Origin of the sequence: Tepidiphilus sp. J10 (genome assembly GCF_006980785.1) — a bacterium.
In the GTDB taxonomy this organism is placed as follows: domain Bacteria; phylum Pseudomonadota; class Gammaproteobacteria; order Burkholderiales; family Rhodocyclaceae; genus Tepidiphilus; species Tepidiphilus olei.
This window is the reverse complement of sequence record NZ_SBHP01000004.1, coordinates 141,037-158,072: the sequence shown is the minus strand read 5'-3', so window position 1 is coordinate 158,072 and position 17,036 is coordinate 141,037. Positions and strand designations below refer to the sequence as shown.

Here is a 17,036-nt window from a genome sequence, read left to right as displayed (position 1 = left end):
AACCTCAGCGTTCCAGGGCGCGGGCGAGCGCTTGGGCGAGGGCGCTCTCGGGGGCAGGGGATTCGCGCCGGCCAGGCTTGGCGGGTTTGGCCGTCTTGGCGGGGCGACGCACTTCCTTGGCGGCGGGTTCGGCGCGCGGCTGGGCCGTCGGGGCCCCTTCGGCACGTTCCTTTTTCAACGACAGAGCGATGCGGCGCCGCTCGAGGTCGACTTCGAGCACGCGCACCCGCACGATTTGCCCTGGTTTGACGACCTCGTGCGGGTCGCGCACGAAGCGCTCGGAGAGCTCGGAGACGTGCGCGAGACCATCTTGATGCACGCCGATGTCGATGAAGGCGCCGAAATTGGTGACGTTGGTGACCACGCCTTCGAGCCATTGGCCGGGACGGAGGTCTTCGAGCGTCTCGATTCCTTCGGCGAAGCGTGCGGTGCGGAATTCCGGCCGCGGGTCGCGCCCCGGCTTGACGAGTTCGGCGAGGATGTCGCGCACGGTGGGCAAGCCGAAGCGCTCGTCGGTGAATTCGGCCGGGTCGAGCGTTTCGATGAGGGCGCGCTGGCCGAGGACTTCGCGCACGTCCTTGCCGATGCGTTGGAGGATTTTGCGCACCAGGGGATAGGCTTCGGGGTGCACGGCGGAGGCATCCAGCGGGTCGTCTCCTTCGGGGATGCGCAGGAATCCGGCGGCCTGCTCGAAGGTGCGGGGGCCGATGCGCGGAACCTCACGCAGTTGCTCGCGCCGGCGAAATCCGCCGTGGCGCTGGCGCCAGGCGACGATCTCTTCGGCGATGCTACGGTTGAGCCCCGAGACGCGGGCGAGCAGCGCGGGGCTGGCGGTGTTGAGGTCGACGCCGACGGCGTTGACGCAATCCTCGACCACGGCGTCCAGCGTGCGCGACAGTTGCGTCGCGTCGAGATCGTGCTGATACTGACCGATGCCGATCGACTTGGGATCGATCTTGACGAGTTCGGCGAGCGGATCCTGCAGGCGGCGGGCGATGGAGACGGCGCCGCGCAGGGAGACGTCGAGCTCGGGGAGTTCCTGCGAGGCGAGCTCGGAGGCGGAGTAGACCGAGGCGCCGGCTTCCGAGACGACCACTTTCTGCGCCCGCAGCTCGGAGTGGCGCGCCAGGCACTCGGCGACGAGGCGTTCGGTCTCGCGGCTGGCGGTGCCGTTGCCGATGGCGATGAGTTCGACGTTGTGCCGGGCGATGAGCGTGGCGAGTGCGGCGATCGTCGGCTCGTAGTGGCGCCGCGGCTCGAAGGGGTAGAGGGTGTCGGTGGCGATCACGCGGCCGGTGGCGTCGACCACGGCGACCTTGATGCCGGTGCGGATGCCCGGGTCGATGCCCATGGTCACGCGGGCGCCGGCCGGGGCGGCGAGCAGCAGTTCCTTCAGGTTGCGCCCGAAGACGCGGATCGCTTCCGTGCCGGCGCGCTCGCGCATGCGGTTGAGGGCGTCGAGTTCGAGATGGACCGAAAGCTTGGTCGCCCAGGCCCAGCGGGCGGTGTCGAGCCGCCAGCGGTCGGCGGGGCGCCCCTGGTCGGCCAGGCCATAGCGGCGCGCGATGACGGCGAGCGCGGGGTGGGGACGATCTTCGTCGTGGGGGATGTCGACGCTGAGCCGCAGCACGCCTTCGTTGCGTCCGCGCAGCAGGGCGAGCGCCCGGTGCGAGGGGATGGCGGCGATCGGTTCGTGGTGGTCGAACCAGTCGCGGAACTTGGCGCCTTCCGTTTCCTTGCCTTCGACGACGCGGCTATAGACATGGGCCTCCCGCTCGAAGAGGGCGCGCAGCTCGGCGAGCAGATCGGCATCTTCGGCGTAGCGCTCGGCGAGGATCTGGCGCGCCCCCTCGAGCACGGCCTTGACGTCGGCAAAGCCTGCGTCCGGGTTGAGGTAAGCGGCGGCGAGCGCTTCCGGTTCGGCGAGCGGGTCGCTGGCGAGCGCGTCGGCGAGCGGCTCCAGCCCCGCCTCGCGGGCGATCATGGCCTTGGTGCGCCGTTTGGGGCGATAAGGGAGGTAGAGGTCTTCGAGCGCTTGTTTGGTGTCGGCGGCGCGCAGCTTTTCTTCGAGTTCGGCGGTGAGCTTGCCTTGCTCGGCGATGGAGGAGCGAATCGCTTCGCGGCGCGCTTCGAGTTCGCGCAGGTAGCCCAGACGCTCTTCGAGCTGGCGCAGCTGCGTGTCGTCGAGCCCGCCAGTGAGCTCCTTGCGGTAGCGGGCGATGAAGGGGACGGTGGATCCGGCATCGAGCAGTGCCACGGCGGCCATCACCTGGCGCGGCGCGACGCCCAGTTCTTGGGCGATTCGGTTTTCGATCGTCGACATCGGCTATCGTCTTGGCAGGAAAAGGCGGATTGTGGCCGTCGGCGCGACGGCGGTCAACGTTCGGGGAGCATGAGTGCCTGTCGTCCAGCCCATTCCTCGTCGGGTTCGAGCGACACGGGGACGCTCGCCTGCGCGGCCTCGATGCAGACGAAACGCTGCCAGGCACCGGCGGGGAGGTCGGCGGGGCCGGCTTCGCCGGGGTTCCAGAGTACGGTCTCGCCGAAACCGGCCTGTGCGATCTCGGTGCGCAGGGTGGGGGTGGCGAGCGTGAGCACGCGTTCGCCACCACGGTAGAGCCGGTCGAGCGGCGGCTCCAGTCGTGTGACGTTCTCCGCTTCGGCGTGCCACAGGCGGGGGTCGGCCGGGTCGGTGTATTCGCTGCCGCCCAGTCCTTGCAGGGCGCTGCGCTCGATCTCGGGTACGGCCAGATAGGTGTGTAGCGCCGCGGTGAAGGTGAAAGGGGCGGTGCCGGTGTTGCGCACGGCGAGTTCCACGTCCAGGCGTCGCTCGGAGAGGAGCACGGTGACTTCGGCGAGGAAGTCGTGAGGGAAGGTGGTGCGTGCGCCGGGTTCGAGCAGGGTGGGGTCGAGCTGCAGGGTCACGAGCACGTAGTCTTCGCCTTGGCGCGTCTCGTCAATGCGCCAGGCGTGGGTGCGGGCGAAGCCGTGGCGCGCTCCGGAGCCGAGCGTGCCGAATTGGGGAAAAATGATGGGGATGCCGCCGCGGATGGGCTGCGCTCCGGTGAGAGCGGCGGATTCGCTCCTCAGATAGAGCCGCTCCTGGCCGTCTTCGGGGATCCAGGAGAGGACCTGGGCGCCGAACGGGGTGAGGGTGGCGCGGGCTTCACCCAGCGAGAGGGTGAGCGCCGGGAGTTCGCCGAGGCGGTGGGTGTCGATGTGGACGGTGGGCATGGTCAGGAACCTTGCAGCGGCAGGATGCCTTTCTTGATGGTGCGGTCTTCGGGGTCGTCGGTGAGGGTGAAGCCGAGGCTCTGCACGAAACGCAGCATGCGCTCGTTGTTGGCAAGGAAGACGCCGGTCATGTATTTCAGACCCCGGCTGCGGGCCGTTTCGATGAGGATCTGCATGAGGCGGCGGGCGAGCCCCCGACCCTGCCATTCGTCGGCGACGACGATGGCGAACTCGCAGGATTCGCCGTCGGGGTTCACGGCATAGCGGGCCACGCCCAGTTCGATCTCTTCGCCGTTCTTGTCTTTGGTGACAGCGATGAAGGCCATTTCGCGGTCGTAGTCGATCTGGGTGAGCCGCGCGAGCATGGGCGGAGGCAGCTCGTTGAGCGTGGTCATGAAACGGAAGTACTTGGTCTCGGGCGAGAGGCGGCGCACGAACTCGGCCTCGAGCTCGGCGTCTTCGGGGCGGATGGGCCGGATGGTGATCTGGGTGCCGTCTCCCAGAGTCCAGATGTGGATGAGGTGCGAAGGGTAGGGGTGGATCGCCATGTGGGCGTAGCGATCCGCCGAGGGATTGATGGGCTGGATGGTGATCTTGGCATCCAGAGCGATGGCTTCCCGTTCGTCGACCACCAGCGGATTGATGCTGAGGTAGTCGATCCAGGGGAGTTCGCATACCATCTCGGAGACGCGCAACAGCACCTGTTCGAGCTTGTCGAAGGCGATCGCCGGCATATTTCGGTATTCCTGAAGCATGGGGTAGACGCGGCTGTTGCGCACGAGATCCTGGGCGAGGAAGCCGTTCAAGGGGGGGAGGGCCACGTTCATATCCTCTTCCATGCCTACCCGCCTGCCTCCCTCACCGAAGAGGATCACCGGGCCGAAAATGGGGTCGCGGCGCACGCGGATCGCCAGTTCTCGCCCATGACGCTTGATGACCATCGGTTCGATGGCTACGCCGTTGATTACCGCATCGGGCACGTTCTTCTTGACGTCGGCGATGATCTCCTGATAGGCGGTGCGTACCGCGGCCAAGGAACCGAGGTTCAGGCGTACGCCGCCCGAGTCGGCTTTGTCGATCACCGAGGGGGAATCGATCTTCATCGCCACGGGCAAGCCCAGCTCTTCGGCGAGCACCATGGCCTCGGTGACACTGCGCGCGACCACCGTCTGGGCGATGGGAATGTGGAAAGCCGCGAGGATGGCTTTCGATTCCATTTCGTTGAGACGGTTGCGCCGCTCGGAGAGTGCCGTTTCGATGACGAGCTGCGCATTCTCCACGCGCGGCGGCTCGTGGTGCGACAGAGGAGCCGGCGTTTGGGCGAGGAGCTTCTGGTTGCGGTAGTAGGAGGAGACGTGCGAGAAGAGCTCGACCGCGGGCTCGGGCGCTTCGAACGTGGGAATGCCGGCGGCGATGAATTTCTGCCGTGCCTCTTCGACGAGCTCCTGTCCGAGCCAGCAGGTGACGACGGGCTTTTCGGCGTGCTTTTCTTCTTCGATGATCGCCTCGGCCACGGCGGTGGGGTCGGTCATGGCCTGTGGCGTGAGGATGAGGAGCACGCCGTCGACTTCGGGAGATTCGAGCACGATCTGGAAGGTTTTGCGGTAGCGCTCGGCATCGGCATCGCCCAGGATGTCGAGGGGATTGCCGTGTGACCAGGATTCGGGCAGGAAGGCATCGAGCCGCCCGAGGGTGTCGCTGCTGAGTTTGGCCAGGGGGATTTTCAGATCGGCGGCACGGTCGGCCGCCATCGCTCCGAGGCCGCCGCCGTTGGTGATGATGGCGAGCCGGTTGCCGCGTGGACGCAGGCGGGCGAAGAGGGCGGTGGCAGCCGCGTAGAGCTGACTGATGTTGTACAGGCGGATCACGCCGGAGCGGCGCAGGGCGGCATCGAATACGGCGTCGTTGCCGGGTTGGTTGCCGGTATGGGCAAGGATGACCTGCATCACTTCCGGTCGGCGCCCGGCCTTGAGTACCAGGACGGGCTTGACGCGGGCGGCGGCCCGCAGCGCGCTCATGAAGCGGCGCGCGTTGCGGATGCCTTCGATGTAGAGGATGATGGATTCGGTGCGGTGGTCGGTGGCGAGAAAGTCGAGTACGTCGCCGAAATCGACGTCGGCCGACACGCCCAGCGACACGACGGCGGAAAAACCCACGCCGTTGGGTTTGGCCCAGTCGAGCACGGCGGCACACAGGGCGCCCGACTGCGATACGAGCCCGATGGACCCCTTGATGGCCGAGGCATGGGCAAAGGTGGCGTTGAGTCCGATGCTCGGGCGCACGACCCCGAGGCAGTTGGGTCCGAGCACGCGCATCTTGTAGCGCCGGGCGATCTCGATGATCTGACGCTCGAGATAGCTGCCGCGCGGGCCGGATTCGGAGAAACCGGAGCTGAGCACGACGATGGCCTTGACTCCGGCGCGGCCGCAGGCCTCGACGATGCCGGGGGCCCGTTCGGGCCGGGTGCAGATGACCGCCAGGTCGAGCCGGTGCGGCACGTCTTCGACCGACTTGTAGCAGGGCAGGTCGAAGAGCGTTTCGTGGTTGGGGTTGATCAGGAAGAGCCGCCCATGGAAGCCGGCCTCCAGCATGTTGCGGGTGACGGTCTGCCCGAGCGAACCCGGGCGGTCGGAGGCGCCGATGATGCCGACGGAACGCGGTTCGAGCAGCGGCTGGAGATAATGGGTCTCTTTCATGACGTCGGGCCCCGAGCGATGAGGCCATAAGTTTATCGCACCCCAGCGCAGCGCGGGCATGGTGCGCGGCGCTCGGGGGTAGAATCGTCGGGCGGCTGTGCGCGCGATGAGAGGAAAGGAGCGAAGGATGTCGCTGGAGGCGGTGCGGGCAAAGGGTTTGCTGGTCGATCGGGCCTGGATCGGAGGGCAATGGTGCGAGGCCGATTCGGGAAGGCGCTTCCCCGTCTTCGATCCGGCAAGCGGCGATCGCCTGGCCGAAGTGCCGGACATGGGAGAGGCCGAGACCCGGCGGGCGATCGCGGCGGCTGCGGCGGCGTTCGATTCCTGGCGCCGGAGCCTGCCTCAGGAGCGGGCGGTGGTGCTGTCGCGCTGGGCGGCTCTGATGCGCTCTTCGCTCGAGGAGCTCGCCACGCTGGTGATGCACGAGCAGGGGAAACCGCTCGCGCAGGCGCGCGGCGAAGTGGCGCACGCGGCGGCTTTCGTCGAGTGGTTCGCCGAAGAAGGGAAGCGCATCTACGGCGAGATCATGCCGACCAATCGGGCCGACCGGCGTTTCCTCGTGCTGCGTCAGCCGGTGGGCGTGTGCGCGGCGATCACGCCGTGGAATTTTCCTGCCTCGATGATCACGCGCAAGGTGGCGCCGGCGCTGGCGGTGGGCTGCACCGTGGTGGTGAAGCCGGCCGAGCAGACGCCGCTCACGGCCCTGGCGCTCGCGCGGCTCGCCGAGCAGGCGGGCATGCCGCCCGGGGTGCTCGATGTCGTCACCGGCGCCGATCCAGCGCCGATCGGCCTGGCGCTCACGTCCGATCCTCGCGTGCGCAAGATTTCTTTCACCGGCTCGACCGAGGTCGGGCGGCTGCTGATGGCGCAAAGCGCCGCCACGCTCAAGCGCCTGTCGCTGGAGCTGGGGGGCGACGCGCCTTTTCTCGTGTTCGACGACGCGGACGTGGAGGCCGCGGTACAGGGGGCGATCGCCTCGAAATACCGCAATTCGGGGCAGACCTGCGTGTGCGCCAACCGCATCCTGGTGCAGGCGGGGATCTACGAAGCGTTCGTGCGCCGCTACGTCGAGGAGGTAGAGAAGCTCGCCGTCGGGCCGGGATGGCAGCCGGGGGTGACGGTGGGGCCGCTCATCGACGAGGCGGCGCTCGACAAGGTGGAGGCTTTGGTGGCCGACGCGCGCGAAAAAGGGGCGCGGCTCTTGTGCGGCGGTCGGCGCGCGCAGGGGCTTTTTTACACGCCGACGGCGCTCGAGGGGATCACGCCCGACATGCGCATCGCGCACGAGGAGATCTTCGGGCCGGTGGCGCCGCTCTACCGCTTCGAGACGGAGGAAGAAGGCATCGCCTTGGCGAACGCCAGCGACTACGGTCTGGCGGGATATCTGTATGCGCGCGACGTGGGCCGCATCCTGCGCGTGGCCGAGGCGCTCGAAGTGGGCGTGGTCGGGGTCAATACCGGCTCGACCTCGAACGAGGCGGCGCCTTTCGGCGGCATCAAACAGTCCGGCTTCGGGCGCGAGGGCTCGAAGTACGGCGTGGAGGAGTATCTGGAGTTGAAGTCGGTATGCCTGGCGGGGCTGTAGCCCCGTTTCACCCTTACTGGGCGGCGAGCGCGCGGGCGGCGGTGCGCTGGTTCTCGCCCAGTGCCGCCAGGCCGATGCCCAGGAGCAGCAGCACGAAACCGAGCGCCTGCAGACCGCCGAGCCGCTCGCCGAACACGAGCCAGGCGAGCAGGCTGCTGCCCACCGGCTCGCCCAGGGTGACGATGGCCACAAAAGCGGCCGAGACGTGGCGCAGCGACCAGTTGTAGGCCGTGTGCCCCACCACCTGCGGCAAGAGGGCGAGCAGCAGCAATGCCTGCCAGCCTGCAGAAGACCACCCCGAAAGCGGCGTGCCGCTGAGCAGGCAGGCGAGCATGAGGAGCGCCGCGGCGCTGGTGTAGACGCTGAAGACGTAGGCCGGCAGCGTGAGCCGAGCCCGCAGCCGGTGGCCCACAAGCAGATAGGCCGAGAAACACCAGGCGCCGGCGAGCGCGAGGAAGTTGCCCCAGAGGGAATCGGCGCCGCCCGTGTGCCGGTCGCTCCAGAAGATGGCCAGACTGCCGGCGAGCGCGAGCGCCATGCCGGCGAGCAGTGTGCGGTTGAACCGCTCGCGCAGGAAGAGGAAGCCCACGAGGGCGATCCAGATGGGGTTGGTGGTGACCAGCACCGTGCTCGAGGCGACCGAGGTGAGGGCGAGCGAGCGGATCCACAGCGCGAAGTGCAGGGCGAGGAAGGCGCCGGCGAGTAGCGCCAGACCCAGCTGCCGCAGGGTCATGGCGCGCAGCGAGGCCCGGTCGAAGAAGAGCGCCACCGGCGCCACGGCGAGCGCGGCGAAGGTGAGACGCCAGGCGGCCACGGCGAGCGATTCCACGCCCTCGCCCTGGGCGAGGCGCGCGCAGATCGCCCCGGCGGCGATCGACAACATCCCACCCACGGCGATGAGATAGGCGATCAGCCGGCGTTCGATCATGAGGCAGCGTCGAGGTAGGCGGCGCGCACCTGGGGATCGGCGAGCAGGGCGGCACCGCTACCTTCGAGCACGATACGTCCGTTTTGTAGCACGTAGCCGCGGTGCGCGATCTTCAATGCCTGCCGGGCATTTTGTTCCACCAGCAGGATGGTGAGACCGTGTTCGCGGTTGAGGGCGACGATGGTGCGAAAGATGGTGCGGATGACGAGCGGCGCGAGCCCCAGCGAGGGTTCGTCGAGCAACAGCAGGCGTGGTTCGCTCATCAGCGCCCGCCCGATGGCCAGCATCTGCTGCTCGCCGCCGGAGAGCGTGCCGGCACGTTGGGCGCGGCGCGTTTCGAGCACTGGAAAGAGCGAGAAGACCCGCCGCAGGTTTTCTTCCACGTGAGCTCCGTCGAGCGGCGTGGCCCCCAGCAGCAGATTTTCGTAGACGCTCATTTTGGCGAAGACGCGGCGCCCCTCCGGAACGAGGGCCATGCCGCGGCGCGCGATGCGGTGCGGCGGTAGCGCCGTGATGTCCTCGCCCTCGAGCAGGATGCGGCCGCTGCTCGCGCGCGGGGTGCCGAAGAGCGTCGTCATCAAGGTGGATTTGCCGGCGCCGTTCGCGCCGATGAGCGTGACGATCTCGCCGGCGCGCACCACCAGGTCGACCTCGGCCAGTGCCTGGATGGGGCCGTAGTGGGCGCTGACGTGCTGCAATTCAAGCATCGGCGGCCTCTTCGTCTTCTTCGCCCAGATAGGCACGTATCACTTCGGGGTCGCGGCGCACCGCCTCGGGCGGCCCTTCGGCGATCTTGCGCCCGAAGTTCATCACCACCACGTAATCGGACACGTTCATCACTACGCTCATGTCGTGCTCGATGAAGAGCAGCGTCAGGCCGTGTGCGTCACGCAGCGCCGTGAGCAGCGCCTTGAGCTCGGCCGATTCGCGCGGATTGAGGCCGGCGGCCGGCTCGTCCAGGCACAGCAGGCGCGGTCGCGCGCACAGGGCGCGGGCGATTTCCACGCGGCGTTGAGTGCCATAGGGTAGCGCCCCGGCCGGCGTGTCGGCAAAGGCGGTGAGCCCCAGTTCGGCGAGCCAGCGCCGGGCGAGTTCGATCGCCTCGCGTTCGGCACGCCGATAGCCTGGTGTGTGCAGCAAACCGGCAAGGGCGAAACGCGACGCCCGCGTGAGCGCCTGATGCTGGGCGACGAGCAAATTTTCCAGCACCGTCATGCCACCGAAGAGGCGGATGTTCTGGAACGTGCGCACGATGCGCGCCTCGCGCGCGATGCGGTGGCCCTTGAGACGGGTGAGGTCGCGCTCGCTGCCGTCGTCCTCGTGCAGTAGGATGCGGCCGGCGCTGGGGCGATAGAAACCGGTGAGGCAGTTGAAGAGCGTCGTCTTGCCCGCTCCGTTGGGGCCGATGATGGCGGTGATCGCTCCGCGCGGCACCTGCAGCGAGAGCCCGTCGATGGCGGTGATGCCGCCGAAGCGCATCACGAGGTGGTCTACCGTGACGAGTGGCGTCATGGTGCGCTGCTCCGCGACGGGTTCAGGCGCACGGTGGGTTCGCGCCGCGCGAGCAGGCCCATGGGCCTCACCGCCATGATGGTGACCATGGCCGCACCGAAGACGAGCATGCGGTAGTCGGCGAACTGGCGCCCCACTTCCGGCAGTACGACCAGCACCGCCGCGGCCAGCACCACGCCGAGCTGCGACCCCATGCCGCCCAGCACGACGATGGCGAGGATCGTGGCCGATTCGGCGAAAGTGAAACTCTCCGGCGAAATGAATCCCTGCCGGGCGGCGAAGAACACGCCGGCAAAGCCGGCGAGCATCGCCCCGGTGGCGAACGCCGAGAGCTTGACGGTGGTGGTATTGATCCCCAGGGACTTGCAGGCGATCTCGTCTTCGCGCAGCGCTTCCCAGGCTCGTCCCGTGGGCAGCACGCGCAGGCGGCTGACCAGGGCGTGTGTGAGCAACGCCAAGGTGACGATGAGATAGTAGAGGAAGATGAGGCGGTGCATGGGCGAAAATTCCAGCCCGAAGAATTCATGGAAGGTTTGCCCCTCGGCGCTGCGTGCGAACGGCAGCCCGAAGAAACTAGGCCGGGGAATGCTGCCGATGCCGTTGGGGCCGCCGGAAAAGGAAGTCCAGTTGAGTAGCACGACGCGGATGATTTCGCCGAAACCCAGGGTGACGATGGCGAGGTAGTCGCCACGCAGCCGCAACACCGGATAGCCGAGCAGGATGCCGAAGAGCGCCGCCAGGGCGCCCGCCGCTGGCAGCGCCGCCCAGAAGCTCCAGCCGAACTGCGTCGACAGCAGCGCATAGGTATAGGCGCCCACGGCGTAGAAGGCGACGTAGCCCAGATCGAGCAGCCCGGCGAGCCCTACCACCACGTTGAGCCCCCAGCCGAGCATCACGTAGATGCCCAGCGTCGTGGCCGTGTCGATCACGTAGCGGTTGTCGGCGAAGAAGACCGGCAGCAGGAGCGCCGCCGCCAGCAGGCTCGTGCCGGCGGCGCGGCGCAGCACGGCGTCCCCGCTCGAGAAGACGGCGCGCCTGCCGGCCGGTCTGCGGCTGCGCCAGGCATCGAGCGCCGCCCGCAGCACCAGCCGCCCGAAGAAGAGTGCCGCGAGCGTCGCCCCCCACGCCCCCCAGCGGGTACGCACGGTGAGCGCGCCTCCCTCTTCGACGGTGACGAGCCCGATGAAAGGCAAGGCGAGCAGCCCGCCGAGTACCGTGACGGCGAGCGCGTCGCGCAGGCGCAGGGCAAGCGGCGAAGACGCAGAGATCACGGCGGCGGTCATCACACTTTCTCCACGTCGGGTTTGCCCAGCAGCCCCGTGGGACGAAAGAGCAGCACCAGCACGAGGATGGAGAAGGTGGCTACGTCTTTGTACTCCGGCGAGAGGTAGGCCGACCAGAACGCCTCGACGAGGCCGATGAGGAGGCCGCCCAGCATGGCGCCGGGAATGGAGCCGATGCCGCCGAGCACTGCGGCGGTGAAGGCCTTGATGCCGGCGATGAAGCCGATAGAGAAGTCGATCACGCCGTACTGCAGCACCGCCATCATTCCCGCTACGGCCGCCAGCGCCGCACCGAGGATGAAGGTGAGCGAAATGGTGCGATCGACGTCGATGCCCAGCAAGGCGGCCATTTTGGGATCCTGCTCACAGGCGCGCTGCTGGCGGCCGAAGGAGGTGCGTGTGATCATCCAGGCAAACCCGGCCATGACGATCAGCGTGACGACGACCACGGTGAGCTGTGCCCAGCCGAAGGTGACGCGGAAGTCGTCGGCCGACCACAGCGTCACCCCTCCCTGCCACAGCGGCGGCACGGCCTTGATGCGCGCGCCCTGCGTGAGCTGGACGTAGTTCTGCAGGAAGATGGACATGCCGATGGCCGAAATCAGCGGAGCGAGGCGCGGCGCCCCGCGCAGCGGCCGGTAGCCGATGCGCTCGACCGCCCATCCGTAGAGGGCGGTGAAAGCGACCGACACGAAGAGCATGGCGAGCAGCACGAGCGGCGTCGGCCCGATCCCCAACGCGGTGCACAGCACGTAGGTGAGCACCGAGAGGAAGGCGCCGATCATGTAGATCTCGCCGTGGGCGAAGTTGATCATGCCGATGATGCCGTACACCATCGTGTAACCGATGGCGATGAGGCCATAGGTTGCCCCCAAGGTCAGGCCATTGATGAGTTGCTGCAGCGCGTAACCCAAAGGCGTTTCCCCTCCAGCGTCCGTTGAGCTTACTCGGCGTAGTCGTAGCTGCCGCCGGTCCACTTATAGACGGCGAAGGCCGGCTTCTTCAAGTCGCCTTTCTCGTCGAATTCCAGCGTGCCGATGGCCGTGTCGAATTTTCCTCGACGCAGCACCGGCTCGAGCTTGGCGCGCTCGACCCCGCCGGCCTGCGTCACGGCCTGCTCGAAGAGCTGCAGGGCCGCGTAGGCATAGAGCACGTACCCCTCGGGTTCGATCTTGGCGGCGCGGAAACGCTCGACGATGGGCGCGGCTTGCGGATTCTTGCGCGGATCGGGCGTGAAGGTGAAGTAGACGCGATCGGCGAGCTGGCCCGCAGCGGTGACGAGCTCGGAGTTGGTCATGGTGTCGCCTCCCACCACGACCAGCGGCAGCCCCACCTGATCGGCCTGGCGCAGCAGCAGCGCGACTTCGGTGTGATAGCCGCCGTAGGCGAGCACGTCGACGCCGGCGTTCTTCAGCCGGGTGACGATGCCGGAATAATCTTTTTCGCCGGCGGTGATGGATTCACGCAGCACCGGTTCCTTGCCGGCGGCTTTCATCGCCTTGGCGATCTCGTCGGCCAGCCCCTTGCCATAGGCGCTCTTGTCGTCGAGCACGGCGACTTTCTTGTCCTTGAATTTGCTGGCGATCCATTGCCCGATCACCGAGCCTTGCTGGTCGTCGCGCCCCATGATGCGGAAGATGTTCTTCAGGCCGCGTTCGGTCACCTGCGGGTTGGTCGACACGGTGGCCATGAGGATGTCGGCATCGTTGTAGATGTCGGAGGCGGGGATGGTGGAGCTGGAGCACCAGTGGCCGTGTACGAACTGTACTTTCTTGTTGACGAGGGCGTTGGCCACGGCCACGGCCTGTTTGGGATCGCAGGCGTCGTCGCCGTATTCGAGCTTGATCTTCTGCCCGAGCACGCCGCCCTTGGCGTTGATGTCGGCGGCGGCCGCTTCCGCCCCTTTTTTGATCTGGTCGCCGGCGGAGGCGTATTGGCCGGTGAAGGGGCCGGCCACGCCCACCAGCCAGTCGGCATGGGCAAGAAGGGGCGCGGCCAGACCGGCGGCGAGGACGAGGGTACGCAAAGGGGTCATCGGAGTCTCCTTTTGATATGGATGCAAACGGCGCTCGGAGGTGGGTGCGGCGCGAAGCATAGCGCGCGCCGCGGTGCTCGCCTATTGGGGTTTTCCCGCCTCAATCCTCCAGCGTCATGAGGCTCGCGTTCCCACCCACGGCGGCCGTGTTGATGCTGAGGCTGCGCTCGTGAATCAGCCGCTCGGCGCGGTAGGGTGGGGTGAGCAGGGGCACGATCGGCCCCGGTCGCTCGGCAAGCCGGGTTCGCCACAGGACGGCGAGGGCGGCCTCGCCCGAGAAGAGCAGCAAGTCGATGGGTTCGGCGAGCAGATCTTCGCTCGAGCGGCAGCGTGCCTGCAAGGACTCGGGCAGGCTATGCCGGATGCGCTCGGTCTCCGGCGTTCTGGGGAGCACGAGGGGGGCATCGTTGGCAAACGCCGTCACGATCTGTTCGGCGTAGCCTTCGAGCGTGGTGGCGAAACCGCCGACGAGGCGACGTGGCAGGAATCGCAGGCGATTCTCCTCGCCGGTTGGACCGGGCAAGAGCAATTCCTTGCCGACGAGCGAACGTTCGCGCCAAGCCTCGAGCGTCGTGAGCAGCCGTTGCTTGGCTGCCGGGCCGAAGAGCGCTTCGCCCTGCCTTTCCAACCAGTCGCGCAGGGGGGCCAGATCGGCAGGCTCGTGCAGGAGCCGTGCCTGAGGAAAGCGCGGTTCGGGCGCGTGTGCGAGTAGCCGCAACAGGTAGAGCGGTCCTCCGGCTTTGGGGCCCGTGCCGGAGAGCCCTTCGCCGCCGAAGGGCTGTACGCCCACTGCGGCACCGATGATGGTGCGATTGACGTAGAGGTTGCCGACGTGGGCGCGTTGGGCGATGAATTCCACGGTGCCGTCGATGCGGCTGTGGATGCCCATCGTCAGCCCATAGCCCGTGGCATCGATCTCCTCGAGCAGAGCGTCGAGCGCCTCGGCACGAAAACGTTTCACGTGCAGGATGGGGCCGAAACGTTCGCCTCCGATGGATTCGATGCGGTCGATCTCGATCACGGTCGGGGCGACGAAGGTGCCGGTGGCGCATCCAGCCGGAGGATCCAGCCGATGGACGCGATGACCGGCACGCGCCATGCGTTCGACGTGCGCTTCGAGGGCGGCTTGGGCTTCGGCGTCGATCACGGGGCCGACGTCGGTACGCAGATCTCGCGGATCGCCCAAACGCAGCTCGCGCAGGGCCCCGAGCAGCATGGTCAGGGTCTTGTCGGCAATCTCCTCTTGTAGACAGAGGACGCGCAGGGCCGAACAGCGTTGTCCGGCCGAGTCGAAAGCGGAAGTGATCGCGTCGGCCACCACCTGCTCGGTGAGGGCGCTCGAGTCGACGATCATCGTATTGAGCCCGCCGGTCTCGGCGATGAGCGGCACTTCTTCCTCACGCGCGGCGAGCGTGCGCTGGATGGCACGCGCCACGGTGGTGGAGCCGGTAAACATCACCCCCCGCACGCGGGGATCGGCCACGAGGCGCGCGCCCACCGTCTCGCCGCGACCGGGCAGGAGTTGCAACGCTTCGCCGGGGATGCCCGCTTCGTGCAGCAGCCGCACGGCCTCAAAGGCGGTGAGCGGCGTCTGTTCGGCCGGTTTGGCGAGCACGGCATTGCCTGCCGCAAGTGCCGCCGCGATCTGGCCGACGAAGATCGACAAGGGAAAGTTCCACGGGCTGATGCACACCACGGGCCCCAAGGGTTGGAGCTCGGGCGCGTCGGTGGCGAGGCGACGGATCTCGGCGGCGTAATAGCGGCAGAAATCGACCGCCTCGCGGATCTCACCCACGGCATTGGCCCAAGTCTTGCCGGCCTCGCGCACGATGAGGGCAAGCAGCGCATCGGTATGGGCTTCGAGGGCATCGGCCGCCGCCTCGAGTCGTCGGGCACGCTCCGGCGGGGGAGTCGCACCCCAGCGGGCACGAACGGCGATCTCCAAGGCCGCTTCGATCGTCGAATCGTCAGCCTCGATCGCCTCGCCGAGTACGTCGGCGGCATCGGCCGGATTGCGGCAGGGCAGACGGAAGGTGCCCTCGCCCGCCGCTCCTGCGACGAGCGGGCTCGCGGTACGTCGGATCGTCTTGTCGGCGGCGATGCGCGCCGCGAGCCGGCGCTGGGTGGGGCGATCGGCGAGATCCAGCCCCAGCGAATTGCGCCGCTGCGGCGCGAAGAGCTCGGGCGGCACGGGGATGTTGGGGTGGGGCGCACCGCCCAGCGCCCGGGCGCGCGCCACCGGGTCGGCGATCAGGGTCTCCAGGGGCACGTCGGCGGCGATGCGGTTGACGAAACTGGTGTTGGCGCCGTTTTCCAGCAGGCGGCGCACGAGGTAGGGGAGCAGCGTCTCGTGGCTGCCCACTGGCGCATAGATGCGTACCTGTCGGTGCCGCTCGGGGTGCCCGACGAGCGACTCGTAGAGCGGCTCGCCCATGCCGTGCAGGCATTGGAATTCATAATCGCCCGGCTGCCAGCGCTCGCCGGCCAGGTGAAAGACCGCCGCGAGCGTATGGGCGTTGTGCGTGGCGAATTGGGGATAGATCACGTCGCGCGCGGCGAGCAGCCGTTTGGCGCAGGCGAGATAGGAGACGTCGGTGTAGACCTTGCGCGTATAGACGGGATAGCCCGTGAGTCCGTCGACCTGGGCGCGTTTGATCTCGCTGTCCCAGTAGGCGCCCTTGACGAGACGGATCATCAGCCGGCGCTCGCGCGCCCGCGCCCGGGCCACTACCCAGTCGATGACGAAAGGCGCGCGTTTCTGGTACGCCTGGACGACGAATCCGAGCCCTTGCCAGCCGGCGAGCTCGGGATCGGCGAGCGCCGCATCCAGCAGGTCGAGCGAGAGTTCGAGCCGGTCGGCTTCCTCGGCGTCGATGTTGAGTCCAATGTCGTAGCGCTTGGCGAGGTGGCACAGCTGCAGCAGGCGCGGTAGCAGCTCGGCGAGCACACGGTCGGGCTGCGACCAGTGATAGCGCGGGTGCAGGGCGCTCAGCTTCACCGAGATGCCGTTGCCGTCGACCACGCCGCGTCCGGCATCGCGCCGGCCGATGGCGTGGATGGCGTGCTCGTAATCGGCCAGGTAGCGCGCGGCGTCTTCGGCCGTCATCGCCGCTTCGCCCAGCATGTCGAAGGAGTAACGGAACCCTTTCTGCTCGAGCGGCCGCACGCGATCGAGCGCTTCCTCGATCGTGCGGCCGGTGACGAAGGTTTCACCCAGCAGGCGCATGGCCACGTCCAGCCCCTTGCGCACCAGCGGCTCGCCGCCGCGCGCGAGCAGGCGCGTGAGGGCGGAGGAAAGCGCCTTTTCCTCGGCAAGGGAAACGAGCTTGCCGGTGACGACCAAGCCCCAGGCGGCGGCATTGACGAAGATCGAGCGGCTGCGGCCCAGATGCTCGCGCCATTGGCCGCGCGCGAGTTTGTCGCGGATGAGGGCATCGCGCGTGGCGGCGTCCGGGATACGCAGCAGCGCCTCGGCCAGGCACATGAGCGCCACGCCTTCGCGGCTGGAAAGGCTGAATTCGGCCATCAGCGCGGCCACGCCGCCCTGCTTGCGCTGGCGCTCGCGCAACGCCCGGGCGAGCGCCGCGGCCAAACCTTCGATGCGCGGCGAGAGTTCGGCAGGCAAGGTGGCCTCGTCGATTCGGGTCGGTACACAGTCCGGCTCGGGTGGCCGGGTGGCAAGCGCGATGATGTCGCGCCGGGGGTCCGCGGGGGCCGCGGAGCGGGGAGTGAAGCTCATGGCGTCTCCCGCAGGATCAAGGGG

General features: G+C 67.9%; 11 protein-coding genes. 1 reads left to right on the top strand and 10 read right to left on the bottom strand.

Translation table 11 applies throughout. The features are described 5' to 3' along the window. Nucleotides 1-4: 4 nt before the first annotated feature. Genes EPD81_RS07415 through EPD81_RS07405 form a run of 3 tightly spaced genes read right to left on the bottom strand, consistent with a single transcriptional unit; the run spans nucleotide 5 to nucleotide 5,930 of the window. Complete coding sequence (locus EPD81_RS07415; RefSeq protein WP_142804820.1) at nucleotides 5-2,323, bottom strand: Tex family protein; 2,319 nt, start codon at nucleotides 2,321-2,323, stop codon at nucleotides 5-7. Nucleotides 2,324-2,376: 53 nt separating this feature from the next. Beyond that, complete coding sequence (locus EPD81_RS07410) at nucleotides 2,377-3,234, bottom strand: D-hexose-6-phosphate mutarotase (RefSeq protein WP_142804819.1); 858 nt, start codon at nucleotides 3,232-3,234, stop codon at nucleotides 2,377-2,379. Between the two features lie 2 nt (nucleotides 3,235-3,236). Further along, nucleotides 3,237-5,930 carry a GNAT family N-acetyltransferase gene (locus EPD81_RS07405; protein ID WP_142804818.1) on the bottom strand — a complete coding sequence of 898 codons (2,694 nt, stop codon included), beginning with the start codon at nucleotides 5,928-5,930 and terminating at the stop codon, nucleotides 3,237-3,239. 127 nt (nucleotides 5,931-6,057) lie between these two features. Between EPD81_RS07405 and EPD81_RS07400 the strand changes: the two genes are divergently transcribed. Beyond that, nucleotides 6,058-7,515 (top strand): NAD-dependent succinate-semialdehyde dehydrogenase, encoded by a 1,458-nt coding sequence (locus EPD81_RS07400; RefSeq protein WP_055422921.1) that lies wholly within the window; start codon nucleotides 6,058-6,060, stop codon nucleotides 7,513-7,515. A gap of 13 nt (nucleotides 7,516-7,528) precedes the next feature. Here the strand turns inward: EPD81_RS07400 and EPD81_RS07395 are convergent, their stop codons facing one another. The 7 genes from EPD81_RS07395 to putA form a co-directional block, all read right to left on the bottom strand. Beyond that, nucleotides 7,529-8,443, bottom strand: coding sequence for a DMT family transporter (locus EPD81_RS07395; protein WP_142804817.1), 915 nt, complete (start codon nucleotides 8,441-8,443; stop codon nucleotides 7,529-7,531). Next, a complete protein-coding gene (locus tag EPD81_RS07390) occupies nucleotides 8,440-9,150 on the bottom strand; it encodes an ABC transporter ATP-binding protein (RefSeq protein WP_142804816.1) in 711 nt (236 codons plus the stop codon). Before EPD81_RS07390 ends, EPD81_RS07395 begins: the two co-directional genes overlap by 4 nt. Beyond that, nucleotides 9,143-9,955: an ABC transporter ATP-binding protein gene (locus EPD81_RS07385; protein ID WP_142804815.1), complete on the bottom strand. Its 813-nt coding sequence runs from the start codon at nucleotides 9,953-9,955 to the stop codon at nucleotides 9,143-9,145. The genes EPD81_RS07390 and EPD81_RS07385 overlap by 8 nt, the downstream gene beginning before the upstream one ends. Then, a complete protein-coding gene (livM, locus tag EPD81_RS07380) occupies nucleotides 9,952-11,238 on the bottom strand; it encodes a high-affinity branched-chain amino acid ABC transporter permease LivM (RefSeq protein WP_142804814.1) in 1,287 nt (428 codons plus the stop codon). Before livM ends, EPD81_RS07385 begins: the two co-directional genes overlap by 4 nt. Beyond that, the gene (locus EPD81_RS07375) at nucleotides 11,238-12,152 is read right to left on the bottom strand and encodes a branched-chain amino acid ABC transporter permease LivH (RefSeq protein ID WP_142804813.1); all 915 of its coding nucleotides are present in this window, start codon (nucleotides 12,150-12,152) and stop codon (nucleotides 11,238-11,240) included. Before EPD81_RS07375 ends, livM begins: the two co-directional genes overlap by 1 nt. A gap of 29 nt (nucleotides 12,153-12,181) precedes the next feature. Beyond that, nucleotides 12,182-13,273 carry a branched-chain amino acid ABC transporter substrate-binding protein gene (locus tag EPD81_RS07370; RefSeq protein ID WP_142804812.1) on the bottom strand — a complete coding sequence of 364 codons (1,092 nt, stop codon included), beginning with the start codon at nucleotides 13,271-13,273 and terminating at the stop codon, nucleotides 12,182-12,184. A gap of 100 nt (nucleotides 13,274-13,373) precedes the next feature. Further along, nucleotides 13,374-17,012: a bifunctional proline dehydrogenase/L-glutamate gamma-semialdehyde dehydrogenase PutA gene (putA, locus tag EPD81_RS07365; RefSeq protein ID WP_142804811.1), complete on the bottom strand. Its 3,639-nt coding sequence runs from the start codon at nucleotides 17,010-17,012 to the stop codon at nucleotides 13,374-13,376. Between the last annotated feature and the right edge of the window lie 24 nt (nucleotides 17,013-17,036).